Source organism: Candidatus Phytoplasma solani, from assembly GCF_040126175.1.
Classification (GTDB): Bacteria; Bacillota_I; Bacilli_A; order Acholeplasmatales; family Acholeplasmataceae; genus Phytoplasma; species Phytoplasma solani_A.
The window spans coordinates 113960-140656 of record NZ_CP155828.1 but is presented as its reverse complement, the minus strand read 5'-3'; the positions used below and the strand labels follow the sequence as shown (position 1 = coordinate 140656).

The window sequence follows — 26697 nt, the reverse complement described above, 5'->3', positions numbered from 1 at the left end:
AGAAAGGAGGTGATTTGGTGCAAACTCAAGAAAACCAACCAACCAAACCCCACTTTACATTTATTTCTAATTTTATAGAAACAATTTATCTAATTTCAATCCAAGTTTTTATAATTTATTTAACAAAAATAACTTATCCAAATTTCAAAATAGAGGAATTAAAAAAGTTAAAATTAGAAATCATTCCTTTTGTTTCAATTATCGCGATCGTTTATTTCCAATTAAATGTTTTTTTAAAACTTACTAAATTATTCCAAGTTTCAAAAACCAAATCAGAAGCATTCAAAGAAATAAGAAAACAATATTTTAATCAATTAATCAAAAAATTTGAAAATAACGAAGCTCATAAAAAGCAAATAGCAAGTGAAGAAATGGAAAAAGTTAATAAAATATTATTACAAAAAAATAACGAACTAAATGAAAATTATAAAAAAATAACTAAATTAAACGAAGAAATAGCAAAATCAAAACTTCAATTAGAAACCAAAAAGAAATAAAACAAAAAATGAAACCAATCAAAAAAGAAACAACCAACCACTACGGTGAAAAAATAACCTCAATAAAACCTTCAAATACCTAACTAACTAAATAATTTTTTAACCAAAAAAAGAAAGGAAAAATCAAAAAAAATGAATAAACAAGAATTAAAAAAAACAAAAGAAAGAAATAAAAAATGTCAAAAACACAATTCAAAAACTTAAGTCAATTTTTTTTTAAATGGATTTTTTTTATAACAGTCCTATCAATTCCAATTATTATATTTTTTTCAACAAAATTCGCACTAAAACGAATAAAGAATTTAAAAACAATTGAGTTTTTCACTCCCCAAAAAGTGATAAAACATGTTTAATTGGTTAATTAAATTCATAAATTATATTGAAACAATATTAAAATTAATTGTTGAATTTTGGCATCGCGAATCAAATTTCATAATTAGATTTATTTTAATTTATGTCATCATTTTACCAGTATTGTGGTCTATTCCAATTTTTGATGTAATTATAAATTTTTGTTTAAGATTTTTTGAAATATTTTTTAATTTTTTCACCTTTATTTTGAAAGGAATATCAAATTTCATTAAATTCATTTTTGGAATCAAACCAAAAACATTTTATTTAAAGCAAGGAAACATAAAAATTATTTTCGAAAGTGATATAAACGGAAAATTAAAAATCATAAAAAAAGAAATACTCCCAATAAATCAAACCAACGAAATAAAAGAATATGAAGAAATCACATTAAACTAACCGATGAACCAAACTAAAAATAAAAGGAGAATTAAAAAAATGCAAACAATAAAAAAAGAAACAACCAACGAATATGGTTACAAAGGAATCCAAGAACTAGACCCCCAATCAAATAAAGTAATCAAACAAACCACATTCCATTCCGACAATACAACAATTTGGTACATCGAAGAATTCGATCCTCAAACAGAATACCAAACCCAACAAACCTGGTACGGTTCTGATGGTAAAATCGAAGCCATCGCCAACTACAATCCTCAAACAGGATACCAAACCAAAGAAACCTATTACGGCTCCAATGGTAAAACAATTAGTTCCATCGACGAATATGACCCCAAAACAGGATACCAAACCAAAAAAACCGAATACAACTCCAATAGCACAACAATCGACTACATCATCGAATACAATCCTAAAACAAATAAACCAATCAAACAAACCACATTCCGCCCCAACGGCACAACAATTTGGTACATCACCGAATACAACCCCCAAACAGGAAACGAAACCAAATCAACCTACTACAAATCCGACGGCACAATTGAAGAGGTTGAAAATTTTCCCGAAGATGATGACGACCACGAATGCAATTGCGAATATTGTGGTTATTAAAATCAAAAATTAAATAAAGAAAGTGAGAAAATATTATGTCAAAAACAACCCCTATAAAAAACAAACTCAAACCAAAAAAATCACCAATTATAAAAACAACTAAACAATCAACACAAACTATAACAAATCCAAAGGAGAACAAAAATATGAAATCACCAATAATAAATTATTTAAAAATTATCGCTTATGTAACTATCATTTTGCATTTTGTTTTCATTGTAGCAATAAACTACCACGACAACAAAATTCCCTTTTTACCAAAGTCCCAACCAACACAAACTTTAAACCAACCACAAAATAAATCAACACAAAAAACCGACGATATAAAAATCAACCAAAAAGAAAATGAACCCAATCCAACCGAACAAACGAAAAAAATTAAACCTAAAGGAGAAAAATAATGAAACTTCAAACTAAAAATAAAATCTTTGCCACTTTAGTGGTTTTTATCAGTTTATTTTTTGCCATTGCAACTATTGCCGCTTTAGACAATTTTTTTGCCAAACAAAGAAAAGAAAAAATTAAACTAATGAATGCTATTCCTAGTTTCACCGTTGAAAGAGTAGGGGGAAATAATGAAGAAAAATCTCTTTTACCCATCCCCATCCCAAACTTAAATGAAAAAAAATATAAACATTTAATCGATATCCAACATAAAGCCATTTTGCATTCAAACGGTATGGAAATTACCACTCCTTTATATTTAAAAATATTATATACACACAATACAAACAACACTTTTGCCAACCCTAACAATTATTTTACTGTATACACCGAATGTAACGGTTCGGGATATCAAGACGCCAAACGTCCTTTAATGACTTTCTCAAACGGGGTTGGAATTATAAATATTAAAATCAGCATCCAACAAGATAAAATTATTGAAGAAAAAAATCCTGAATTAGAATTAATTTGTGATTACGAATTAGTTGACTCCCAAGGAAAATCTTTTGGTGGTGGTACAAAAATTGAAAACAAAATCACTCAATTCGCATAATTTATCAACGAAGACCAAGTTTTTCTTGGTCTTTTTTTCATAAGAAAGGAAGAAAAATGAAAAATAAAATAAACCACAAACCAGTTTCAAAACATCTATTAATTACCATTATCCTTTTGTTTGTTTCTTTTTGTCTAGGCACTTATGTGTGGATTCACCATCAAACTTTAATCGAAACCGAAAAACAAATAACCAATCATCATAAAAGACTAGAAAATCAAAATAAAAACTTACAAGAAGTAAAAACCCAAATCCATCAAACCCAAAATGAATTAAAAAATGAAATAACAACTCAAAATCATGAATTCATAAAAGAATTTCAAACTCAATTACAACCTAAATCAGAAACATTAACAACATCATATCAACAACCCGCCAAAGAAGATCCCTCTTTTAAACCTTCTAATCCTCAAAAATTCTTATCTTTTAATCAATTAATTGGTTTTAAAGAAGAGTTAAAAGCGGGAGAAGGATTTATGGATTACCTTAAAAACAAAGAAAATTACCAAGGAATTGGTGAAATAGAACCACCATTAGGAATTTTAATGTTTGGGTGCCCAGGAACAGGTAAAACCACTTTAGCGAGAGCCTTAGCCAAAGAAACGAAATTACCTTTTTTTGAAGTTTCTAGTTCTTTATTCTCCCAAAAATATAAAGGATTAGCACCTCAAATGGTCAAAGATTTATTTGATGCAGCTAGAGAAGAAGCAGACAATAAAAATGGCGCCATTATCTTTTTAGATGAATGTGAAACTATTTTTACTGATTTAGTAAGTTTAGAAGCAGGTTCAGAAATCGCCAACGTTGTTAACCAATTCAAAACCGAAATGACTTCCATGGAAAACAACCCTGAAAAACCTATTTTCATTATTGGTGCGACTAACCATGAGGAACTAATTGATGAAGCTATCAAATCAAGATTTACTTATAACATCGAAGTAAAACCTGGTAATAAAGAAGAAAGAAAACAGTTTTTAGAATTCATGATTAAAAAACGTAAAAACCCTTATAGCCAAGAAGCTAAACAATACTTATTTGAAATCATCAACGAAGCTTTAGAACACTTGCCTAAAAACCATCAATTTTTAAAAGCGAACCGAACTTTAGAAAACCTTTTAAAAACAACAGTAACCATCTTCGCCAAAAACCGAGGACAAGGCGAAACACGAAGAAACGAAATCAATCAAGATGACTTAAAACAAGCTTATCAAATAATAATTTCCCCAAACACCGAAATATTAGAAAAAATCGAAAACCAAAAGAAAGGAGGTGATAAATAATGTTATCACCCTTAGTCTTATTGAAAAGTTATTTTACTTTTAAATCTTATTTAATTTGGTTTTTGCTAGCAAGCGCCATCTTTGGAATATTTATTTTCTTTAAACCAAAGTATAATCAAACCAAAGGAATTAAAAAAAGTCAACACAAAAAACCAACTTCCAATTCAAACTCTCACACATCTTGGAAAGGCTATTTACTAATATTTTTAATCCTCATAACAATATTAGGTTTCATTTATTTTTGTTTTTTTTATAAACCAAAAGAACCTTCCTCTAAATATGTCGGCCAATTAATTGGTGAAATCGACAAAGCTATTGACAAATACGACCAAACTATCAACGATTACAAAGCACTCAAATCCGATTGGGAAGGCGAATTAAAGAAATGTGAAAAAGAATTAAAAACATTATATGAACAAAAAGAAATCAACCAAGAACAAAAAGAAAAAATTAAAAAACTTTTAGAACAAACCGAATCAAAAATTCCTGATATCAAAGCTCAAAAACAAGAAACTGAAAACAACATCAATACTTTAAAAGAGCAACTAAAAGAACAAGAACAAGAAAAAACCAAAAAAGACAAAGAAATAGCTAAAAAACAAGAAGAAGAAAAACTCGCCTCACCTGATGATAAAATTAGACTAAAAGCCGAAATCTCTAAATTACAAGACGAACGACTTGAAATAGTTAAACAAATTAGACAAGTTGAAATTAAAATCGGTAAATTAGAAATTAAACAAAAATCGTATGAAAGCACGTTATCCAACGCCATCAAATTAAGAGATCATTTACAACGAGATTATGATAACTTATCTTCTTTTGATAAAAAATTATTCGCCGAAATTACATCCGCTGAAGAACGCAAAGCCGAAATTCAAAAAAACATTGACGAAATTGACGCCAAAATGATAACTATCGGTGCAGAAAGAAAACAATTAGGAATTTTACGCCAAGCCGCAGAAGCATCCAAAACTGCCCTTGATGACTGGGATAAAAAACACGAATTTAGTTTCGGTAACCTTCGAGACGCGCTTTTTCAAGGTGCAGAACTTTATTTAGATGCCTGCGGGGGACGTGCCGCGCTAAAAGCAATTGGTGGTGGAATAACTAAAAAATTAGCTGGCACCATAACAAAAGCAGGGTTAATAATTCATGAAACTCACCGAGTAATTAAATTAGCCAAAGACCTTTTTGTTAATGAAGATGGAACACCTAAAATGATGTCAAAAGAAACTTATGACTCTATTTGCGCTCGTATTGAACGTGATAAAGACAAACTTGATGCCGATTACAAAGACTACGAAAAGAAAAAAGAAGAATATAAAAATAATCAAAAAAGTATTAATTTAAATAATGAAATCGAAGCAGAAAAAGAACAATTAAGTGAATTCAAAAATAATGATCAACGAAGAAAAAATAGAGAAAGAACTGTAATCGAAGAATATCAAAATATCGCTGATGAATTAGAAACTAAAATAAAATTAATTTCGAACCCAAAAGAATTATTTACAGAACAATCTGATTTAGAAGAAAAACTCGAACATTTAAACGTAGAAATCGAAAACACAAAAGAAGAATTAAAAAATAAATCTCCAAACTACAATCGCGCTCAACAAAGATTAAAAGAAAAACAAAAACAAAAACAACATGCTAAATTTTTTCAACCGATTACCAATAAATAATTATTAAAATTAACCTAATAACTTTTTCATTGACATTGTAAAATATAAAATTGTATAATAGTGATATATTCATATTTCAATATTTGATAATAATCACTATTATCGGGAAGGAAATGAAATTTATGAATAATAATAAAGGGAATCACCAAAACAACCAATATCAACTTGCCAACCGTTCAAATAAACCGATAATAATTGGTATTATTGTATTAGTGATAGTTTTTATAAGCGCGGTAGTTTGGTTTAATTTTAAAAAAAGCGATAATTTGGATAATTTAACGTTGAATAAAGATAATTTAGATAATTTAACAATGAATAAAATTGATGAAAAAATAAAGTCTCTAAATGAACTTGACGAAGAAATGGCAACATTTCATAAAGAACACGAAGATCAAATAAACACACCCGAAATGGTTCAGTTGATAGCAAAATTAGACGAATTACAAACTCATTTTCAAGGAATCCAAAAACCTGATGGGATTTATTTTTCTGAATTTCAAAGAAACAAGATTAAGAAAATGAATTTTTATGAAAAAGAAATTGAAGAATTAAAAAAAAGTTTTAAAAATTTAAAAGATGTACAAAACCCCCTAACAATTAAACCCAAAATAGGAAACGATAAAAAATCTAAATTTAAAACAACTCAATCTCGTTTCGATCAAGTTAAAACTTATATTCTTTCGGAAACCGATGACAAAACTTTATTACCAAACAATCTTCCCCAAGAGGAAAAAATAGAAATTGAGAAAATTAGAAAACATTTGGTACAAAATTTAGCTTCAAAAAAACGACGCCAAGAACAAAACCAAACTTTAAACGATTTATTAGCTGAAATCGATGATTATAATCGCCAAATTCAAGAAATTAATTCTCAATTTCCTTCATTGAATTTTCAAAAAACCAACTTAGAAACAAAAGAAACCGAAAAAAACGATAAAATAAATAGTTTAAAAGAAAAACAACAACAATTCAAATATTTACCAAACCAACCCGAATCAGTTAGAACAACAAGACAGAACAACTATAATCATTTAAAAGCCGAAATCTCTAAATTACAAGACGAACGACTTGAAATAGTTAAACAAATTAGACAAGTTGAAATTAAAATCGGTAAATTAGAAATTAAACAAAAATCGTATGAAAGCACGTTATCCAACGCCATCAAATTAAGAGATCATTTACAACGAGATTATGATAGTTCAAAAGAACGAAGTAAAAACGACACAATTTCTCAACTCAACTCTCTTTACGAAATTATCCCCCCAGCTGAGGAATAAAATCAAAGGAGTTTCAATTAATAATGTTTAAAATCAAAAATAATTTATTATTATTTAATATATTTTTGTTTATTAGTTTAGGATTTTTGTTTATATTTAACAATAATCCAGTTATGGCGATGGATAATTATAATTTAAATGATCAAAATGCAATAAATAATAAAATATATCAACTTTCATTAAAAAAAGAAAACTTATCTAATAAAATTTTACATTGTGATAAACTTAATTTAAATACTATGAATTTAAAACAACAATTAAAAATTTTAGATCAAACAATTAAAAATCTTTATCAAAGGCTTGCGTTGCTTAATACATTAAAAGATATAAATTACCAGGTTTCGCAATATTTACATAAACTCAATCAAGTAGAAATAAAACTTTTAAGTAGAAGATATCAAATAACAACAATAGAAGAATTGAATAATAAACGTCAAGAAATAATCCAAAAAATTAATAATTTGATACAAATATATATTGATTTGAAATACAAATTAAATGAATTTTATTAAATCGTATTATATAAAATAACCACTTTCCTTCCTTCAATCACTCTATGAAATCACCTCAGTTGAGGAATAAAAAAAGGAGATTTTAATAATGTTTAAAATCAAAAATAATTTATTATTTTTAAATTTATTTTTATTTATTGGTTTAGGATTATTTTTAATAAATAATAATGTTCAAGTAATTGCGATGAATCAAAATGATTCTGAGGCAAGCGGGAGTAATCCTGTTAATTATAATTTAAATGAAAAAGAAATTAATACTTCAAAAATTCCCGAGAAATTAAATTTTATATCACAACATTTTAAATACTTAAATAAACAGCAAAAAAAGAGATTTCAAAAAATAACAATCAACAACAAAATTAAAAAAAATAAAGAAATTATAAAAAAAGAAATCAAATTTAATTTAAACACAATTCCAGAAGATGAAAAATTATAATTTTAGAAATTAAATAAAAATTAAGATTATATTTAGTCGATATTCAATTGAAGGTTATATTTAACAAAAACAAAAAAGCGATGAAAAACATATATAACTAACGTTCAAATCACTACATAGAACTAAACTACAAAGGCCCTAAATGGTTACTCGAAGAAGACAAAGACTTTTTCATGGATGAAGTAGAATGCCGAATATCAAAAGACAAAGATGAAAGAGATCTTTTCATCAAAAAAACCTAACTACCTCCACTTCAACCCCAAACAAGGCTATATAACATTATATACAAAAAAATTTAATACAAAAACCAAAGAACAATTAGAAAAGAAATAAATAATTAGAAAAAGGAGGAAAAATCAAAAAAAATGAATAAAGAAAATCAACCCCTCCTATCCTCCCTCAATTCCCTCTACAAAATCACCTCATCTGAGGAATAAAATCAAAGGAGTTTCAATTAATAATGTTTAAATTACAAAATAAATTTAAAATAATAAATATTTGTTTGTTTATTTTCTTGGAATTATTTTTAATTAATAATAATTCAGTAATGGCAATGAATAATAATGAAGCTGGAACTAGTAATGCTCCGTCAATAGAAGAAATAATTGTTAATATAAAAAATAAAATTCGTGAAAATGCAAGCAAAAAAGTTAATGTAGAAAAAGAAATATCACAAGAAAGAAATAATCGAAATAATCTTCAAAAAATTGAAAATCTTACTAAAATATCAACAAATTTGACAAAATTAATTAATAATCAAAAAGAACAACTGAAAATATATAAAACACTTTTAAAATCTTTAAATGATTAAAAAAATCAATATAATAAATTCAACCAAAAAACCAATTAGTAAATTATAAAAAAATAATCAAAACAAAGGAGAATTAAAAAAATGCAAAAAGAAAAACAATATTCAAACTGGTTTTTTTATTTAATCAGCATTATTATTTCTTTAATCGGCATTATTATGTCCTTTGGTATTACCTTTTATTATATGAATCATAATAGTTTAAAAGAACATATCAATTCAAAAAGCGAATACTTAAAAGACAATATCAATTCAAAAAGCGAACACTTAAAAGAAAACATCAATCAAGTTGAAAAAAAAGTAGATGAATTCAAACAAGAAACACAAATTAATTTCAATAAATTAGATAAAAAAATTGACAAATTAACAGAAAAAAATTATGAATATGAAAGGAAATAATAAATAAGATAGGTTATAAAAATGCATTTAATAAAAAAAATATCTAAATATATGCCTTATATATTTTATATTCCAATAATGATTTTATCTAACGTTATTATCATTAAAATTTTTTTATTTTATCAAAACCAAAAACAAATTGAAAAGATAAATCAAAGGCATTATAATGAAATGGAAAAACAAATTAAAAACTTAGAATCAAACCTTACTGATTTAAAAATATCAATAAATGAATTTTTAGAAAAAAAACAACAACAAATAGAAAATTTAGAATCTCAAAAAGAAATTCAAAAACAAAAAAACATTATAAAACCAACTAATTTTAATAAAAATTTCAAAGAAATAACAAAATAATTTATATAAAATTTAATTTTACATAAAGACCCGCCAGGGTCTTTTTTCTTTTATCACACACGGCAACACGGAAAGGTTATTAAACTAAATTCCCCCCCCAGAAAACTAAAATTTTAATAGACTCACTTTATGAGAGTCTTTTTTTATATATTCCTAAATTCACTTTTCACACACAACAACGTAAAAGCGCTCATAAGCAATTAAAAAATATTGAAAGGAGGACAAAACATTAACTACCTAAAAACAAAAAAACGTCATTTCTTTCTTTTAATTTTTCTAATTTTTTTTATTAAACTAACCTATACATTAACCCCCATTGCAGGAAACCAAAACTCTTCTTACTTTCAATGCCGAACAAAATCTGTAATCAAACTAGCAGACAACGAGGAACTCCAACAAGAATGGTTAAAAACCCAGCCAAAATTAAAAAGATACGATCTTAACATTATTTCAAAAGCCGATATTCCAAAGTTAATGGAATTATTTAATGTTAATGGAGTTTCACTGTACGGATCGAGTGGAAGTCCCCCAGGTCATAATTCGCGTCTTAATAAAATAGTAGGTACTTGGTGGTTTAAAAACCCGCCAAAAGGTTTAATGGGGGTTTATTTAAAACCAAGAACAAATCCATTTAATCAAACATACCCTTGTGCAGATTACAAATATACACTTGAAGAAATATTAAAATACGAAATAGAAATCGAAGAAGCTTTTCTCTTTTGGGACGCCAAAGAAAAACCTCATAAAATACAACCTCAAATAAATTTAGTAGTTACTAACATCTTTACCGACCAAAACAAAGAAGAAGAAATCAATAATTATTTAATGAAAAATAACATAATCAAAGAACCAAAATTGATTAAATTAGGTTGTTATAATGCAACACCCACTACTGGTTTGGTTTTGCCTTTACCATCAAAAACTTTCTGCGATATTCCAATTGAGGCCATTTATTTTGACGATGGGATTCGAATTTTACCCGAAGACAACCAAAACTGCAATATCGAAGATTTATTAAAACTTTCCAATGGCGCAAAAAATACTTATTTATTTTCATTTAACGTCCAAGAAAGACCAAAACCAGCAAAGAAAAACAAGTATATCGAATTACCCCCTTCTTTAGATCCTTATCAAGCAATTCGCGATTGGAAACGTGAAAATAATTTATTTACTTTTCCGCCATTAACCCTAGAAGCTGAATACGTTGAAAAAATCGAACATGCTGAAACTTATTTTGAAGTCACTTCTCCTTGCTATCGAAAATTTAATATTCCTGTAAAATTAAAAACGGTTTTTTGTTATTTCGAAACAGATGATACGATTTATTCCATTCTTTGTGGCGATAGAATATTCAAATCCCAATTAGTTGAAAAATATAGAAATAATTTGATTGAATGGGTAAAACAATGTTATATCAAATACGGTGTTTATTATTCAGAAGCAGAAGTCCGCGCTATACTTGGACGTTGCAGCAAAACCCTTTATGATGAAAACGGAAATACTCATTATTATGAATATGTAACAAATATTTTTTTTGATGATTGGTATATTGACGGAAATAAAACCGCAAAAACATATTATCAATTTTTAGATACTACTCGACCTCCTCAAAAACCAAAAGAATTAGAATAATTTTTAACTACAATGCCCTAAATGGTTACTCGAAGAAGACAAAGACTTTTTCATGGATGAAGTTAATTGTCCTACAAACAAAAAAAGATGAAGATAATCATGTTATATGTAAAACCTACTACCTCCACTTCAATCCCAAAAAAGCTATATAACCCTTTATACAGAAAAACACAACCTTAAAACATAAAAACCCACAATACACTTAAAACACATTATTTTATCCCTTAATAACATTTTATATAATTATTTGAAGTCAGCCTCAAACAACATTGTTACAAACAATTTAAAGACCAATATTTTGATTAAACAAATATTAAGCAAAACAAATCATAACCAAGACTCTCTTTATGAGAGTCTTTTTTTTATATCCAAAATAAAATTAAAGGAGAATTAAAATGGATAAAAATAGAATAAAAATAGTTAACAAAAATTTTAAAAAATTTCATAATATTTTCGACCGTCTTATTTCAAAATATTATTATAGAAACACCAAAACATTACAAAAAATGGAAAATATGGCTTTAATTGATGTGTTTATTAATAGTTTAGAATTAATATACCTTCAAATTCCTAAAAAACAATTAATTTTCCATTTCAAAAATTGGGACGAAAGTTATTCCACGTTCAGTTTTGAAATTTACGATAATAATTTCATCATTCGTGGGAAAATGGCAGTTTTTTATTTAGAAGATAAAGAAGACATTATTCCCATAATTGAATTAAGCCAACAAGAAATTGGTTTTTTTACTGATTTTAATATACTTATTTTTTTAGATCGAACTGAAAAATTTTGGGACGCAAACTTGAATACAACCATTCAAGAATTAAACAAAGGAAAACAATTTTTGACTCAATCAATCGGAAGTGATGTTGTAATTTTAAAATATGACTCATCCCCCAATTTTAAAACATTAATTTATTCCTTGCATTTCCCTATTTTTAAAAACTAAAACAAACCCTAATTTAGACCTTCAAATTGAAGGTCTTTTTTTATACCCAAATTAAGAATCAAAGGAGCAATAAAATGAAATTAATTATCTTCGAAGGACTTGACGGCAGTGGAAAAACAAGTCTAATAAAAAGCGTTAAACGTGAATTAAAAAAACAAGGCAAAGAAGTGATTGTTATTCGCGGATTAGGAAGTTCTACAATCGGGAATTCTATACGTGAAACGTTTTTAACACACAACAAATTACACAATTTAACTAGATATTTTTTAAGTTTTGCCAACATGATTCAAACCCAAGAAGAACGCATCAAACCCCACTTAAAAACCCCTAAAATTATTTTAGTTGATCGTTGGTTAGGCTCTAATTTTGCATATCGTGTATATCCTAATCAAATTGATAAAAAATATTATCTTTTTAACAATTTAACTAAATTATTCATTAAACCTGATATCACCGTTTATCTAAAAATTCACCCCCAAATAGGTTTAAAACGTAAATTAAATCAAAACAACCACCAATTAGATGTTATTGAAACTAGTTCCTTAGCTTACTTTCATCAAGTAGAAAAGGGTTATCAGGAATTTTTAAAAAGAAAAAATCTAGGTCCTCAAATTGTTTTAAAAGCGATGGAAGCTAAAAATTCCAACTTCAACACAAAACAAATAATAAAAAAAATAGGAGAAATACCAAATGCCAATAGTCATTAAGAAAAAATGTCAAAACGGCAATTTATATATCCATTATAGTAACGGCAAAATCAAAACTATTAAAAAAGATGGAACTATTCAATGGCGTACTAAAAAAATAAAATTTTACCCCCCGAAAAAGACTCTTTAATTAGAGTCTTTTTTTATTATAGAAAGGGAATTAATCAAATGAAACAATCAACCGATTTGCATTTCAAAAATATTGATATTTTGAAACATCAATCTTTGTGTGTTAACATCACTAAACAAATAAGGGCGCCAAAGATGCCTAAATATCGTGTTATCTAACCAATAACCAGTGCGATAAACACTGAATGGATATGGTCGGTCCGTTAAACGAAAGAATAAGGGATTACAGCAGACCATAAAAGCGGATTGAGACGAAGTAGTTAGTTAAGAGGATACCGCCACCAAATTGTCCCATGGATAAGCCTGAAATGGTCTAAGAAGGAAAGCAGATGTAATCTTAGAACCTAATACGCAAACTACTGAAGCCGTATAGTCCAGAGTCTAACAAGATATATTATTTGTCTTGGTTAGTTTATCTAATTAACAGAAAGCCTGGAATCTCACCGACAGTCAGGAAAGACGTTAAAACATAAGCGGTTACTTCACCTAAAGGACAAAGGTAGATATTTAGAGTAACTTGGAGAATCCTAAAAGCTAGTTATTTAATTAACAAGTCAAGGAATAAATGCCGAGACGCTCAAGGATAAAGAAGCTATTTAATAGTCGTGGATAATTCAAAGTTAACATTGGAATATGCTAACATGATGACCCACCAGGGCGAAGGTTAATAACCTTTACAAGGCGAAAGTAGCTAGTAATTTACTATTTATTCACTGTAATCAAGGAAGGAGTTGATAAATATGTCAACATCTGTTTCAGATGAAACTAAGCTTTCGCGAACATTGAGTAAGATTCTATATTGTTCTACAAATAACTATCCTCTAAAAAGAGAATTACAGCAAGGAATGAATAATCTACATAACACATTAATTGCATTTAACAAAATTGCAACCAACAAAGGCGCGGGTACACCTGGAATTGATGGTAATTCAATTGACAGACTCGATCTTAAAAAATTAGAAAGATATCACAAGGAATACATCAATAACAAGTACAAGCCAAAGCCTGTTAAAAGAATATTCATTCCCAAAGACAACGATAAGGTTAGACCTCTTGGAATACCTACCATAAAAGATAGAATAGTCCAAAAAAGCCTTGAACAACTCTTAACTCCTTATTTTGAAAATCAATTCTTAGAATGGAGTTTTGGATTTAGAACCAAAAAGTCCTGTCTTGATGCAATCAAACGCGTCAAACAGAGATTTCAGGGAATTGATTATATCATCAAAATTGACCTTAAAGGTTATTTTGACACAATCAATCATGAAACTCTTATGAAAACCTTGAGGAAGTTTATACGCAAGAATAAAACTCTTTCAACCATTAATAAGTGGTTAAAAGCTGGGTTCATGAAAGATGGCATCAAGTACGAATCTTTATCTGGTTCTCCACAAGGAGGAATCATTTCCCCATTACTTGCCAATGTATATTTACATTACATTGACATCAAAATGGATGAACTAATTAAAGAAGGGACACCAATAAGGAAAACAAACCCAGGATATAGAAAAGCATACCATCAAGGAATGCATCATAAACTGGGGATTGATAGTCGAATTAACCTAAATCCAAAAACAAGAGTTGAATATATCCGATATGCCGATGATTTTATCATAGGAATTAAAGGAAAATATGACAAAGCTGAAACTATTAAAAACCAAGTGACTCAATGGCTAGAACAAGATTTAAAACTAACAGTTAGTAAAGATAAATCAAAGATTGTAAAAGCCAATAAGAGCACAAGGTTTCTATCCTACATGGTTAAGGTAAATTCAACCAGTAGTAAACTCACCAAAAAAACCCACAAAAAATCCCTAAACGGTCGGGTACAAATCCAAGTTCCCAAAGCAAAAGCCAAGGAATATGGATATGAGTACAATTGGTTAAAAAGAGGAAGGATTAAACATGACGAAACATTAGCAAGTAGGGACGAATTAGAAATAATACGCACTTATAAAACAATCGTACGCGGAATCATCCAATACTTTTGCTTAGCTAACAATCTAAATGCATTAACCCATCTAACCTATCTAGCGGAATATAGTTGTTTGAAAACCTTAGCAAGGAAACGCAAAATGACAATTGCCAAAGTGCGGAAGAAGGTTAATCGTGGCGCAACTTGGTCAATTCCGTATTTAAACAAAGGGAAAACCAAGTATGAGTCATGGACTGTTTACCCTTGGGATAAGATCAAGAAAATGCGTAATTATAAGGAAAATCCCGATATCACCATCAATCCTTATCTATTCCAAGGTCGTACGAATCTAACAGACCGCCTTAAAGCGGAAATATGTGAGAAATGCGGCAAAACAACCCAACTTCAAATCCATCACAGTGGTACGGTTCGCAATGGAAACCGCAAAAGCGTGATGAATAAGAGTACAAAAGTGTTATGCATAGATTGTCATAGAAATATTACGAACCAACAAATGCATGATATCAGATTAAATAACAAAAGTAAAAGAACAAAAAAGGATAAATAGCTAATCAGCCGTAAGGCGAAATTAGTTCTCGAAAGAGAGTAAATTATGGAAAGCCGTATGCTTGGAAACTTGCTCGTACGGTTTGGACGGGGGCTGATTGTAAATAAAACAGCAAACGCAAATCGCTGAATAAGACGCAATTAATCTATCCGTATTCCAACCATCTTTATTCAATAAACCATTTAACGAATACATGATAAAAACCCACAACCTCCTAAACGAATATCTAGATAAAAACCAACACAACTCCCAAAGTAAAAAAGTAATCCGCGGCAACATCAACGAATATTTCATTTTATTATATTTTCAAAACAAGGGAATCATCAATTTATACCCCCAGGCTTACTTGTTTTTCATCCCCGACATCAAATTCGATTTGGTTTTATTCACTAAAACCAAGCGCATAATCGCCTTCAATTTCAAAACATGTTTGCGAGATCGTTATAAACAAGCCATGGTAGAAGGGCAACAATTAAAAAAACTCGATACACGTTTTGAATTCTATTTATTAACTAATAACACTGTGGAAGCTCAAAGATTAAACAAGAAAATCAAACAAGGGAAAATCTTAGGAATTAACCAAGTGATCGATTGTTTTTTGCCCCAAGCTAACATCTTTTTACAAACATTACTGACTAACCAATTCCTCCCTTTTAGCGATATTAACATGATTAAAAATAAAAAATAAGGAGTTAATATAAAATGTTAACCAACGAACAACGCGCCTTGCAACAAGTCATATCTTATATCGAACAAGGCCAATGGGAAAAGTTAAAACTTTACTGCCAAATAATTAACCCCAAAAATCTACTCGACCCCACAAATACCAAAATCTTTAACGCCTTAAAATATTTATTTTTAGAAAAACAAACAACGCATCCCTTTGATAAAATAAAGTCTCAACCCGAGATAATTAAAGAATTAATCACCTATCTTCAAACCCATTTTCCCCAAGATAACTTTACTAAAGAATCACTATCTTTTTTAAGTAATGATGTTAATGAGGAAAACAACCTTGATTTCTTAGACAACCTAAAACACACCTATACCCAAGAAAAACTGTTCCAACAACTCTTAAAAATTATTAGTCCTTCTTTTGAAAATAAAGATCCTTATCACAAACATTTTTATTATCAAGAAATCTTTGATAAATTAAGAAAATTTATGGCTTTTATTCCTCACAAAAACGATAAAACACTCTTTAATTTAAACCAAATGGCCTCTTTGCATCCCGAATTTTTTGACACCGATAATCAAGCAAAACAAAAAATCCAAGAAGAATATTACCGCCTATCAGAAACTTTCAAAGGATTAAATCAAGCCACGAAAGGCTTTAAAAAAGGTCAAATTATCACCATTGGGGGCTATACTGGTTTAGGAAAAACCACTTTTGTCTACAACCTTTTAATAGACATTTCAAAAACCAAACATCAAGAAACAAACAAACATCCAAATATGTTGGTATTTTCTTATGAAATGACCTTAGAAGAAAATTTAAGTCGTTTATTAGCCCACATCACTAAAACTCCATTAGATGTTATTTTAGATAAAAGTTTTGAAGACTCAAACATCACACAACACACCTACACGGAAAGGATGAAGACCGCAAAACAATTATTCGCCAACATAAATTTATCATTCAGTTACGATAAAAGCAAAAACATTGATTATGTAATTGATTTAGTTTATCGCCTCCATTTAGAAAAAAAGGCTGAAATTATCGTTATCGACCATCTCCAAATAACCAAAACAACAAATCACTTAGAAAATGACCGTCTAGCAATTGACGAAATTATGACTAAATTAAAACAATTAGCCATTGAATTAAACATCGTGATTATCATTTTATCTCAATTTTCAAGAGATACATACAACAATTATCAAGGAAAATCACCTGAAATAACTGCTCTAAAAGGTTCAGGTGGCATCGAAACTAACTCCGATATTGTCTTAATGATGACTGAATTCCAACCTAAACTATCCAAAGACAAAGAAAAACCCATCAATATATATAATTCAACCTTAAACGAACTATATTTAGAATCAAAGGACAACGAAAATCAAAAAATCATCGAATTATCTATTAAAAAGAATCGAAGTGGTACCAAAAAGAACTTAGTTTATCACTTTGAGATGAATACACAAACCTTCCAAGAAATCGGTTATGTTTTACCTTATCCATTAGAAAGTTATTAAGGAGTTCATCAATGAATTTTCAAGAACAAATAAAACATATTCAAACCAACTTCCCTATGTCAGTTTTATTAAAAAAACTAAACATTATACCGCCAAACTTCAACACCAAATATCGTTTCCCTTGTCCCATCCATCAAGGCCAAAACCCCACTTGTTGTCATTTAACTTCAGATAACAAAATTCATTGTTGGAAATGTTGTAAAGATTACGATATTGTTGATGTTTATAAGGAAATAAGAGGAACTAGTTCTTTTGAAGAAGCTATTAAAAGAATTTTGAATTTCATGAAAACCGAAGAGTTCAAAAAATTAACCCAGAAACAAAATTCAATAATTAATACATCATCAATCCCCCTCAAATACCAATACCAACCTAAAAAAACCAACATCATCATCAACGAAAAAGAAGTTGAAGCCAAAAAAACACGATTATTAAAAGAAATATCACCTTTATTCAACCAAATTAGAGATTATTATAATTATTTATTAACCACTAATCGCAATAACGCATCTCACCCAGGAATAGAATATTTAACGCAAAAAAGAAAATTAACCCTACAAACCATCAATGAATTTAAACTTGGTTACGCCCCACTATCTAATAAACCCTTATCTTTTCGATTTGTAAATTATTGCAAAAAGAAAAACATTGATACAACAAAACTAGTTGAATATGGCTTTATTAAAGAAAAAATCAATCAAAAAGGCACTAAATACTATCACGATACTTTCCATGGTTCCATAATTATCCCTATCGAAAACGGTTATAATAAAACATTCCATTTTTATCAAAACAACTTTCACGAAGTTTCTTATTTCCAACCAAAATACAAATCCCTAAATAATTTCAGTCAAACACCCACTTTTCATTTCAGCTATCGTTTTTTTGAAGCTTTACCATATATTAAAAAAGTTAAAATAATCATCATCCACGAAGGTTTTTTTGATGTCATTAGTTGTTGGCAAAACAATATTAAAAACACGGTCGGTCTAATTTGCGTCACTCAATTACTTTCTCAATCTCAACTAGAAATTCTCAAAAAAGAAAATATCAAAGTAGTTATCGCTTTAGATAATGATGAAACAGGACAAAAACGCAGCGAAGCCTTAGGAGAACAACTTAAAGAAGCAAATATTTTATATGAAATTAGACGCATTTTACCCCCTTATGACAAAACTTGTAAAGATGTTGATGATTTATTACGTCAATACGGAAAAGAAGCATATCAAAAATGTTTTTTAGCTCCATACATTACTTATGAAGAGGCCAAAAAGAAAATCATAGTCGATTTAGCCGTTCATTTCTTTGGAGAATACAAAGTTGAAGTAATTAATTAAATTATTACTTTTTTTCACCAACATATTACACTCGCACATATAAACCACATTAACATACCCTTATAAACACGTATATACCCCTAAATTTTGCGTTTTATTTTCGCAAATTAGGGGTTATTATTTTTATAGCCAACAAAACAATCTAAAAGGAGAAAAAAATGAAAAACGACACAAACCAAGAAATTAGAATCGGAGGTTGGGAAACAAAATCACTCCCCAACGACTTAGTTCAAATTAAAAACTTTTTACAAACATTAAAACAAGATTTATTAAATATTACGATTGTTTCTCACTCTAAAAAGAAAAATTCCTATCAACAAGCAAATTACCGCCCAAAAAACCAAACCCTCTTTGTAGACCCTCAAATCTTAGAAGAAATCAAAAAGTATAGAATAGAAATAATCAAAAATCGTTCTCCTGAAAACGATAATAATAATATAACACTCACCAACCCCACAACGCCCCTTAAAAGCCAAAATAATACCCTTAAAACGCATTTCCCTATCTTCCAAATTAATTATCTTAACGAACAAAAAGACTACATTAAAGAATTGATAGGCAAAATAAATGTAGACAAACTAGACACTTTAAAATTATATAAATTAGATACCAAAAAACTAGATAAATACAATAACCCCATCAACACAAACTATAAAAAAGGATTAAATGTTATTTATTATCAGTTAGAAGATTTAAAATATATAAAATTATTTATTACCAAAAATAAACAAGGCTATCGTGTTAAAAAGCTTAGATCTGGATATTTATCAAATTTAAATAAAAAAGAAACAAAAATTAATAAATAATTATTACCACTTTATTACCTTTTGGTTACCACTTTGTTACCACTCAGTTACCACTTTGTTACCACTCAGTTACCACTTTGTTACCATTTGAATAGTTAAATTTCCTTGCCAAAACCAAACATTAAAGGGGGGGTGATATTTTATATATTATATCGATAATGATAATGATACTCGATATTTGATATTATCGTTATATCCTTTACCCATCATTATTATTATTCGATATAAAAATAATTCCCCATTTCCCCTTCCAATTATTAAAAGAGATTTTTTAAATCCAAAACCAACCAAAAGCCCTAAACGCGCTGAAGCGCTAACAAAATTTATAAGTATATATAATAAAAGAAAAAAGACGAAAAAGAAAGAGCCCCCCAAATTGCGCGTACCCCCCTTTTTTTTAAAAACAAATACAATTATTAGAGCTATAATAATTTATGTATATGATATAAAAAAAAGGAAAACGATATTTCAATCATGAAAAATATAAAATCAAAAGAAATATTAAAACAAAAAAATAAATTATTACAAACTCTAATGAAAACAACCCAAAAAACTAATAAAAAAACAGTTTTTAATTTAGTCAAAAAATTTAAAAATAGTTTAAATTTAACCACAATTTTAAAAACTATCAAAATCAAAAGAAGTACTTATTATTATTGGTTGAAAGTCGAAAATAAAATTAAAGAAAAAGAAGAAAAAAACCTTTTACAACAAAAAAGAATTAATGCTTTATGTTTAAATAATCAATATTTTTTCGGCCATCGGAAAATCACTAATTTATATCAACAAACCTTTAATGAAATAATTACCAAGAAAAAAGTTTATTCAATTATGAAAGAAAATGGCATTTGTTGTCGTTTAAGAATTAAAAAAAATAAATATAGTTATAAAAACAATTTAAAACCTAAATTAAAAGTAGTAGACAATCTAATCAATCAAGACTTTATATCAACTAATCCCATGCAAAAACTATTTACCGACATCACTTATTTTAAAACTTCCCAAGGGTTTTTATATTTTTCTTGTATTATCGATTCTTTTAACAACCAAATTATTTCTTGGCATACTTCAAAGTATCAAAATAAAGAATTAATTTTAAATACAATTAAAAAATTACCTAAATTAAAAAATCCATGCATCATTCACTCTGATCAGGGCACAGTTTATCAATCTCAAAAAATCCAACAAACTTTAACGAAAAAAGGTTTTTTAATTAGTATGTCGCGTAAAGCCAATCCAAGGGACAACGCAGTCATTGAAAACTTTTTTGGCCAAATGAAAAGCAAAAGCATTTTACAATATCAAAATCCATTTTTATTTCAAAAATCAACCGAAAAAGTTAAAAAAATAATCAATTATTTCCCTAAATTTTGGAATACTAAATGGTTTTTAGCTAAATTAAATTATTCATCTCCCTCTCAATATTCCTTAAATTTTAGATAATATTTTTTATTTAAATATTCAACCTTGAAAAAGGTTATCTTTTTGCACCTTTTTTTAAAAACAACATAATTGCGTAAAAAAATAATTTTAATTTCATTTTCTAGGGGGATTTTCCACTTTTTTTCCCTAGCTAGTTAGTGAAATGATATAATATTTAAAAAAAATATCTTTTGAAACTAGCAAATTTAAAAAAGTTTAGACACTTTTTATTTGTAATTTTAATAATTTGTTTGTTTGAAAAGATATGAAATTATCTACTTATTTTTAAGTCTTAAAGAGTAATTTTTAAATAAAAAAATGTCCAAAAAAACGGAACAGCGCACTCTTTCAAGGACTAGTACGTGATCGCTACGTATTTCGTTGAATTATCCTTTGGATACAATCCTAATTAGTTTTTTTGAGCATTAATCAAATAAATACTAACTACTTTCACTTTCTAAGAGTTGTTAATTCTCGGCTTGGTGGGACGATTTTTTTAATTATTCCAAATTAAGTTTTACTCCCACGATTACTATGTAGTCTCTTTTTTCTTGCCTCAAAATGGCTTATTCTTTAGTCCATTTATTTTAACCTTTTAGGTGGGGTTTAGGAATCTCAAAGTTACTCTCAATATCTACCTTGGAAATTTAGGATGACATTACCAGATACCATCAATTAGGTATGGGTTTATTCTGGTGGATTCTAGATTTTTTAAATTTACAATACTAATACACCAACAAAATATGTTTAGTTTTCTAGACTGACGGGTTTATGTAGCTGTCGACAGGTTGCTATATTACATTACTTTTGTTCTTAGGTCTTTTTAAGACTTATCCATGTTTCCTTTGGTTTGTGGGATCTTCTTGATTAAACTACTTTATTTATTGCAACCCGTTTTTATGGTCTGCTGTAATTCACTTGTCTTTCGTTAAGTGAAGCTGGGCAAATCATATGTCTTTAGAGATTTGTCGCTCTACGATTGGTTAATTCGTTTGATATTGAGGCATCTTTTGCGCTCTTGAAGAAATGATCATTTTTTAACATCAAAAAATATTTTAATTTACATAATTTCTTTTGGTAAAATATTTATATAGGTTTTTTTTATGAAAAAAATTGTTTAAAATAAGTATTATTATAGGTTAATTAAAATTTATACAAAAATTAATTAAAAATAATTTTATTTGTGTCAAAATTAAAAAAACCAACAAGGAAATAAGGTTTTAAATATGCAAAAGTTCAAAGAAATAAAATCAAATTCTAATTTTATTAAAACTATTATCCAAAAAGATTTAGAAGAATATAAATATCAACAAATTATTACTCGTTTTCCGCCTGAACCTAATGGTTTTTTACATTTAGGACATGCAAGAGCCATTATTATTAATTTTGAATTAGCCAAATTTTTTCATGGCAAAACTTATTTACGTTATGATGATACTAACCCAAATAATGAAAAACAAGCTTATGTTGATGCTATTTTACAAGATGTAATGTGGTTAGGCTATCAACCTGATAAAGTTACTTTCGCTTCGGATTATTTTGATAAAATGTTTGAAAAAGCTCTTTTTTTAATTCAACAAGAAAAAGCTTATATAGATGATTTAACTGCCGAAGAAATTACTAAATTAAGAGGAAATTTATTAAAAAAAGGTACTAATTCTCCTTATCGCAATCGTAGTATTGAAGATAATATAAAACTTTTTACACAAATGAAAGCTGGCCAATTTCCAGAAGGAAGCAAAGTTTTGCGTGCTAAAATTGATATGTCAAGCCCTAATCTTAATTTAAGGGATCCGGTTCTTTACCGCATTTTTTCAGCTTTTACTTTAAATAAAAAACATTGGTATATTTTCCCCACTTATGATTATGCTCACCCTTTAGAAGATGCTTTTGAAAAAATAACTCACTCTTTATGTTCTTTAGAGTTTGAAGATCACAGACCTTTATATGATTGGATTATCCAAGAAACTCAAGTTCCTCATATTCCTCGTCAAATCGAGTTTGGACGTCTTAATTTAACTCAAACTTTAATGAGCAAAAGGCATCTTAAAGCTTTAGTTGAAGAAAAAAAAGTTTTTGGTTGGGATGATCCTCGAATGCCTACTTTATCAGGAATCAGAAATAAAGGATATACTCCACAAGCTATTAAAAATTTTGTTTCAGAAACAGGTTTATCAAAAGTTAATTCCCAAGTTAAAAAAGAAATGTTAGAATCATTCGTCCGCAATGATTTACAACCGAAAGCTTTTCCTAGGATGGCAGTTATTAATCCTCTAAAAGTGACTATCCTTAATTATCCTGAAAACCAAACAGAAAAACTCGAAGCACCATTTTTTCCGAAAGAATACAATAACAACAAAATAAGGGAAATTTACTTTTCTCGTCATTTATATATCGAAAAAGATGATTTTGCTATTACTCAACCTAATCTTCAATATAAAAGACTGTTTTTAGGTGGAGAAGTGCGTTTATTTCACGCTTACTTTATCAAAGCTTGTGATATTGTCACAAACGTTCAAGGAGAAGTAATTGAAGTGATTGCTACATACGATCCCCAAACTAAAAGTGGCAGTGGTTTTAAAGAACGGAAACCTAATGGCACTATTCATTTTGTCGAAAGTAAAACTACTTTAGAAGCCACTTTTAATTTTTTTAAACCTCTTTTAACAGAAAACGGAGTTTTTAATGAACATTCTTATCAAAGTAAAAAAGGTTTTGTTGAAAACAATTTAGAAAAAGAAACTTCTCAAAATACATTTCAATTTTTAAGACAAGGTTTTTTTGTTTTAGCAAAAAAAGAAGATAAAAAACTAAATTTTAATGAAATAGTAAGTTTAAAAGTGAGCACTTAAAAATGATCATAAAACCATTGAAAGGTTAAAATAATGTCTTCTAAAATAGATACTTGGTTGAAAAAATTAAATAAATATCAAATTGAAGCAGTAATTTCTAAAGAACTAGTAACTTATTTGTTAGCTGGAGCAGGTACTGGTAAAACCACCACTTTAACAACTAAAATTGCTTATTTAATCGCAAAACAAAAAGTTCTTAGCAAAAATATTTTAGCTCTTACTTTTACTAATAAATCTGCTAACCAAATGAAAGAAAAAGTTTTAGAAATGGTTGGAGAACAAAGCAAAAGGGTAACTATTTTAACTTTTCATGCTTTAGGAAATCAAATTTTAAGGAAATTTATTGATCTTTTACCTTTCAACTATAACAAAAATTTTATTATTTTAGATAGTAAAGATTGTAATCGAATTATTAAGATAGTTTTAAAAGAAATCAATATTGACGCTAAAATCTTAGATGTTAATCAATTAAGACAACAAATTTCTAACCTCAAAAGAAAAGATAATTTACAAGAAGACATAGAAAGTTTTCTTAACAAAACTAGACAAAATGAGCATAATGTTCTTGCTTCCAAATCATCTTTGGTTAACAAAATTAAAATCCAATATCAAAAACATTTACAAAAAAATAATTTAATTGATTTTGATGATTTAATTTTATATACTTATCAATTATTAAAAGAACAGCTGTCAGTCAAACAATTTTATCAAGAAAAGTTTCAATATCTTTTGGTGGATGAGTTTCAAGATACGGATTTTTATCAATATCAAATTTTAACTTTTTTAATTGAAAAAAATCCTTGTATTTTTGTAGTCGGTGATCCTGATCAAAATATTTATTCTTTTAGGGGAGCTTGTTTTGAAAATAGTCAATTATTTTTAAATAAATTCAAGCCTAAAATATATATTCTTACGCAAAATTATCGTTCTTCACAAAATATCTTAGAAAAAGCTAATCTTTTGATTAGCCATAATAAAGATCATCCTTTTAAAAAGATATTAAATAGCGTTAAAGGGGTAGGAAAAATAGTTAATTCTCATTTTTTTGCAGATAGTAGGATTGAGGCTCAATATATAGTTCAAAAAATTAAAACTTTAATACAAACTTCTAATTATAATTATCAAGATTTTGCTATTTTATATCGTAACAACTCTTTAGGGTTATTTTTAGAAAAATATTTTATCAGTGCAGGCATTCCTTACGTTATTTTAGGAAATTTATCTTTTTATCAAAGTAAAATAGTTAAAGATTTTTTATCTTATTTGCATTTAGCTGTAAACCCTTTACAAGATTTTTATTTCAGACGGATTATTAATGTTCCCAAAAGACAAATTGGCAAAATTACTTTATCACATTTAGAAAAAATAGCCCAAGAAAAAAAAATATCGCTTTTTGAAGTTTTAAAGAATTCAAATGAAGTCCCCGTTAATGAAACAACTAAAAAACAACTCCATCAATTTTATAATTTTATCAAAAAACTTAATAATCAAACAATAAATAACCAATTTGAAAGTCTTAGTGATATAATTACTTATGTTGATGATAAAATTCAATATTCTTATCAAATGTTTCTAATAGCCAAAAAGCAATCTAAAAAAGATGATTATCATCAAACATCTTTGTCTGCTGTGGAAGAATTAAAATTGATTTTATCGCAAGTAGAAAAAACTTATCAAGGCGATGATTTACTCAAAATAACTAATTTTTTAGAACAAATACCTTTATACAATGAAACAACTAACCAAAATTTTTCTTCTAACAAGGAAATGAATAATTATGTTAAATTATCAACTATTCACAAAGTTAAAGGTTTAGAATTTAAAGTTGTGTTTGTTGTCGGCCTAGAAAAAGAAATTTTTGATGATTTGCAAAATTTAGAAGAATCAAGACGTCTTACTTATGTAGCTGTTACAAGGGCCCAAGAAAAATTATTTTTAACCGGAGTTACTCAAAGAATATTATTTGAACAAAACTTTTTTCATAAACCATCAATATTTTTTAAAGAAATGGGATTTGGCACAATAAAGACAAACTATTTTTTACAAAAACAAAAACCATTTCAAAAAGGCGATCAAGTAAAACATCATCTTTTTGGTTTAGGAATAGTCTTAGAATTACAAGAAAATATAATAGTTGTTGAATTTTTACATCCGCAAAAAATTAAACAATTTGAAAATTCTACCAAATATCTTAAAAAAATATAATTTTAAGATTTAATAAAAAAACAAAAGGAGGATTATTTATGGTTAACCCTAAGATTATTGCGATTGTAATTTCTATTTTAATTATTTTAAGTATTTTATTATTGTCTGATAGTAATGATTTAGTTTCTTTTAGTGGTAGTTCTTTTAGTCAAAAACAAAATCGCAAAATTAAAGGAGAACACTTTTTTCTTAATTTACTGTTCACTCTTTTAACTATTTCTTGTTTTGGATTATCCCTTTATTGGCATTATAAATATTAAAATATAAAAAAAGCTAAATTGTTGAGTTTAGCTTTTAGTTTTTTTCTTTTTGCTGGTTTTTATTTTTTTAGCTCTAGTTGTGATTTTTTTTGTTTTCAAGTGGTAGTGTTTTGA

The 26697-nt window shown here is 27.9% G+C and carries 25 protein-coding genes and 2 pseudogenes; all 27 read left to right on the top strand.

Annotation, left to right across the window (positions count from 1 at the left end):
* The first annotated feature begins 17 nt into the window (after positions 1-17).
* The 27 genes and pseudogenes from PSOL_RS00750 (at position 18) to PSOL_RS00620 (ending at position 26583) form a co-directional block, all read left to right on the top strand.
* A complete protein-coding gene (locus PSOL_RS00750) occupies positions 18-497 on the top strand; it encodes a hypothetical protein (RefSeq protein ID WP_349401991.1) in 480 nt (159 codons plus the stop codon).
* Positions 498-842: 345 nt separating this feature from the next.
* Positions 843-1247, top strand: a complete 405-nt coding sequence (locus PSOL_RS00745; protein WP_349401992.1) for a hypothetical protein — start codon at positions 843-845, stop codon at positions 1245-1247.
* A 39-nt stretch (positions 1248-1286) separates the two neighbouring features.
* Positions 1287-1859, top strand: a complete 573-nt coding sequence (locus PSOL_RS00740; RefSeq protein ID WP_349402052.1) for a DUF2963 domain-containing protein — start codon at positions 1287-1289, stop codon at positions 1857-1859.
* 35 nt (positions 1860-1894) lie between these two features.
* Entirely contained in the window at positions 1895-2260 is a 366-nt protein-coding gene (locus tag PSOL_RS00735) for a hypothetical protein (protein WP_349402051.1), read from the top strand.
* Positions 2260-2856 carry a hypothetical protein gene (locus PSOL_RS00730; protein WP_349402050.1) on the top strand — a complete coding sequence of 199 codons (597 nt, stop codon included), beginning with the start codon at positions 2260-2262 and terminating at the stop codon, positions 2854-2856. The genes PSOL_RS00735 and PSOL_RS00730 overlap by 1 nt, the downstream gene beginning before the upstream one ends.
* A 56-nt stretch (positions 2857-2912) precedes the next feature.
* The gene (locus PSOL_RS00725) at positions 2913-4136 is read left to right on the top strand and encodes an AAA family ATPase (protein ID WP_349402049.1); all 1224 of its coding nucleotides are present in this window, start codon (positions 2913-2915) and stop codon (positions 4134-4136) included.
* Complete coding sequence (locus PSOL_RS00720; RefSeq protein WP_349402048.1) at positions 4136-5818, top strand: DNA double-strand break repair protein Rad50; 1683 nt, start codon at positions 4136-4138, stop codon at positions 5816-5818. The genes PSOL_RS00725 and PSOL_RS00720 overlap by 1 nt, the downstream gene beginning before the upstream one ends.
* 122 nt (positions 5819-5940) lie before the next feature.
* Positions 5941-7095: a hypothetical protein gene (locus PSOL_RS00715; protein ID WP_349402047.1), complete on the top strand. Its 1155-nt coding sequence runs from the start codon at positions 5941-5943 to the stop codon at positions 7093-7095.
* A gap of 23 nt (positions 7096-7118) precedes the next feature.
* Complete coding sequence (locus PSOL_RS00710; RefSeq protein WP_349402046.1) at positions 7119-7607, top strand: SVM family protein; 489 nt, start codon at positions 7119-7121, stop codon at positions 7605-7607.
* 88 nt (positions 7608-7695) lie between these two features.
* Positions 7696-8043 carry an SVM family protein gene (locus tag PSOL_RS00705; protein WP_349402045.1) on the top strand — a complete coding sequence of 116 codons (348 nt, stop codon included), beginning with the start codon at positions 7696-7698 and terminating at the stop codon, positions 8041-8043.
* 104 nt (positions 8044-8147) lie between these two features.
* A pseudogene (locus PSOL_RS00700) lies at positions 8148-8376 on the top strand (hypothetical protein); the annotation flags it as partial.
* A 127-nt stretch (positions 8377-8503) separates the two neighbouring features.
* Entirely contained in the window at positions 8504-8854 is a 351-nt protein-coding gene (locus PSOL_RS00695; RefSeq protein WP_349402044.1) for an SVM family protein, read from the top strand.
* An 81-nt stretch (positions 8855-8935) separates the two neighbouring features.
* Positions 8936-9250, top strand: coding sequence for a hypothetical protein (locus PSOL_RS00690; RefSeq protein ID WP_349402043.1), 315 nt, complete (start codon positions 8936-8938; stop codon positions 9248-9250).
* Positions 9251-9271: 21 nt separating this feature from the next.
* Positions 9272-9604 (top strand): hypothetical protein, encoded by a 333-nt coding sequence (locus tag PSOL_RS00685; RefSeq protein ID WP_349402042.1) that lies wholly within the window; start codon positions 9272-9274, stop codon positions 9602-9604.
* Between the two features lie 210 nt (positions 9605-9814).
* The gene (locus PSOL_RS00680) at positions 9815-11236 is read left to right on the top strand and encodes a hypothetical protein (RefSeq protein WP_349402041.1); all 1422 of its coding nucleotides are present in this window, start codon (positions 9815-9817) and stop codon (positions 11234-11236) included.
* A 395-nt stretch (positions 11237-11631) separates the two neighbouring features.
* Positions 11632-12186: a hypothetical protein gene (locus PSOL_RS00675; RefSeq protein WP_349401931.1), complete on the top strand. Its 555-nt coding sequence runs from the start codon at positions 11632-11634 to the stop codon at positions 12184-12186.
* 74 nt (positions 12187-12260) lie between these two features.
* Entirely contained in the window at positions 12261-12893 is a 633-nt protein-coding gene (gene tmk, locus PSOL_RS00670) for a dTMP kinase (RefSeq protein ID WP_349402040.1), read from the top strand.
* Positions 12877-13023, top strand: coding sequence for a hypothetical protein (locus PSOL_RS00665; protein ID WP_349401932.1), 147 nt, complete (start codon positions 12877-12879; stop codon positions 13021-13023). The genes tmk and PSOL_RS00665 overlap by 17 nt, the downstream gene beginning before the upstream one ends.
* A gap of 739 nt (positions 13024-13762) precedes the next feature.
* Positions 13763-15505 carry a group II intron reverse transcriptase/maturase gene (ltrA, locus tag PSOL_RS00660; protein ID WP_349401933.1) on the top strand — a complete coding sequence of 581 codons (1743 nt, stop codon included), beginning with the start codon at positions 13763-13765 and terminating at the stop codon, positions 15503-15505.
* Positions 15506-15662: 157 nt separating this feature from the next.
* Positions 15663-16193: pseudogene (locus PSOL_RS00655) on the top strand (hypothetical protein); the annotation flags it as partial.
* Between the two features lie 14 nt (positions 16194-16207).
* Positions 16208-17701, top strand: coding sequence for a replicative DNA helicase (locus PSOL_RS00650; RefSeq protein ID WP_349401934.1), 1494 nt, complete (start codon positions 16208-16210; stop codon positions 17699-17701).
* 11 nt (positions 17702-17712) lie between these two features.
* Entirely contained in the window at positions 17713-19038 is a 1326-nt protein-coding gene (locus tag PSOL_RS00645) for a toprim domain-containing protein (RefSeq protein ID WP_349401935.1), read from the top strand.
* A 158-nt stretch (positions 19039-19196) separates the two neighbouring features.
* Positions 19197-19844, top strand: coding sequence for a hypothetical protein (locus PSOL_RS00640; protein WP_349401927.1), 648 nt, complete (start codon positions 19197-19199; stop codon positions 19842-19844).
* Positions 19845-20318: 474 nt separating this feature from the next.
* Positions 20319-21287, top strand: coding sequence for an IS3 family transposase (locus PSOL_RS00635; protein ID WP_349401936.1), 969 nt, complete (start codon positions 20319-20321; stop codon positions 21285-21287).
* Between the two features lie 1205 nt (positions 21288-22492).
* On the top strand, positions 22493-24118 hold the full coding sequence (glnS, locus tag PSOL_RS00630) for a glutamine--tRNA ligase (protein WP_349402039.1): 1626 nt from the start codon (positions 22493-22495) through the stop codon (positions 24116-24118).
* A gap of 33 nt (positions 24119-24151) precedes the next feature.
* A complete protein-coding gene (locus PSOL_RS00625) occupies positions 24152-26323 on the top strand; it encodes an ATP-dependent helicase (RefSeq protein WP_349402038.1) in 2172 nt (723 codons plus the stop codon).
* A gap of 38 nt (positions 26324-26361) precedes the next feature.
* Positions 26362-26583 (top strand): hypothetical protein, encoded by a 222-nt coding sequence (locus PSOL_RS00620; protein WP_349402037.1) that lies wholly within the window; start codon positions 26362-26364, stop codon positions 26581-26583.
* Positions 26584-26697 lie beyond the last annotated feature (114 nt).

What these genes read in the sequence shown, in the direction of transcription:
- PSOL_RS00745 (WP_349401992.1), top strand. Translation starts at nt 843, where the DNA reads ATGTTTAATTGGTTAATTAAATTCATAAATTATATTGAAACAATATTA.
- PSOL_RS00740 (WP_349402052.1), top strand. Translation starts at nt 1,287, where the DNA reads ATGCAAACAATAAAAAAAGAAACAACCAACGAATATGGTTACAAAGGA.
- PSOL_RS00735 (WP_349402051.1), top strand. Translation starts at nt 1,895, where the DNA reads ATGTCAAAAACAACCCCTATAAAAAACAAACTCAAACCAAAAAAATCA.
- PSOL_RS00730 (WP_349402050.1), top strand. Translation starts at nt 2,260, where the DNA reads ATGAAACTTCAAACTAAAAATAAAATCTTTGCCACTTTAGTGGTTTTT.
- PSOL_RS00725 (WP_349402049.1), top strand. Translation starts at nt 2,913, where the DNA reads ATGAAAAATAAAATAAACCACAAACCAGTTTCAAAACATCTATTAATT.
- PSOL_RS00720 (WP_349402048.1), top strand. Translation starts at nt 4,136, where the DNA reads ATGTTATCACCCTTAGTCTTATTGAAAAGTTATTTTACTTTTAAATCT.
- PSOL_RS00715 (WP_349402047.1), top strand. Translation starts at nt 5,941, where the DNA reads ATGAATAATAATAAAGGGAATCACCAAAACAACCAATATCAACTTGCC.
- PSOL_RS00710 (WP_349402046.1), top strand. Translation starts at nt 7,119, where the DNA reads ATGTTTAAAATCAAAAATAATTTATTATTATTTAATATATTTTTGTTT.
- PSOL_RS00705 (WP_349402045.1), top strand. Translation starts at nt 7,696, where the DNA reads ATGTTTAAAATCAAAAATAATTTATTATTTTTAAATTTATTTTTATTT.
- PSOL_RS00695 (WP_349402044.1), top strand. Translation starts at nt 8,504, where the DNA reads ATGTTTAAATTACAAAATAAATTTAAAATAATAAATATTTGTTTGTTT.
- PSOL_RS00690 (WP_349402043.1), top strand. Translation starts at nt 8,936, where the DNA reads ATGCAAAAAGAAAAACAATATTCAAACTGGTTTTTTTATTTAATCAGC.
- PSOL_RS00685 (WP_349402042.1), top strand. Translation starts at nt 9,272, where the DNA reads ATGCATTTAATAAAAAAAATATCTAAATATATGCCTTATATATTTTAT.
- PSOL_RS00675 (WP_349401931.1), top strand. Translation starts at nt 11,632, where the DNA reads ATGGATAAAAATAGAATAAAAATAGTTAACAAAAATTTTAAAAAATTT.
- tmk (WP_349402040.1), top strand. Translation starts at nt 12,261, where the DNA reads ATGAAATTAATTATCTTCGAAGGACTTGACGGCAGTGGAAAAACAAGT.
- PSOL_RS00665 (WP_349401932.1), top strand. Translation starts at nt 12,877, where the DNA reads ATGCCAATAGTCATTAAGAAAAAATGTCAAAACGGCAATTTATATATC.
- ltrA (WP_349401933.1), top strand. Translation starts at nt 13,763, where the DNA reads ATGTCAACATCTGTTTCAGATGAAACTAAGCTTTCGCGAACATTGAGT.
- PSOL_RS00650 (WP_349401934.1), top strand. Translation starts at nt 16,208, where the DNA reads ATGTTAACCAACGAACAACGCGCCTTGCAACAAGTCATATCTTATATC.
- PSOL_RS00645 (WP_349401935.1), top strand. Translation starts at nt 17,713, where the DNA reads ATGAATTTTCAAGAACAAATAAAACATATTCAAACCAACTTCCCTATG.
- PSOL_RS00640 (WP_349401927.1), top strand. Translation starts at nt 19,197, where the DNA reads ATGAAAAACGACACAAACCAAGAAATTAGAATCGGAGGTTGGGAAACA.
- PSOL_RS00635 (WP_349401936.1), top strand. Translation starts at nt 20,319, where the DNA reads ATGAAAAATATAAAATCAAAAGAAATATTAAAACAAAAAAATAAATTA.
- glnS (WP_349402039.1), top strand. Translation starts at nt 22,493, where the DNA reads ATGCAAAAGTTCAAAGAAATAAAATCAAATTCTAATTTTATTAAAACT.
- PSOL_RS00625 (WP_349402038.1), top strand. Translation starts at nt 24,152, where the DNA reads ATGTCTTCTAAAATAGATACTTGGTTGAAAAAATTAAATAAATATCAA.
- PSOL_RS00620 (WP_349402037.1), top strand. Translation starts at nt 26,362, where the DNA reads ATGGTTAACCCTAAGATTATTGCGATTGTAATTTCTATTTTAATTATT.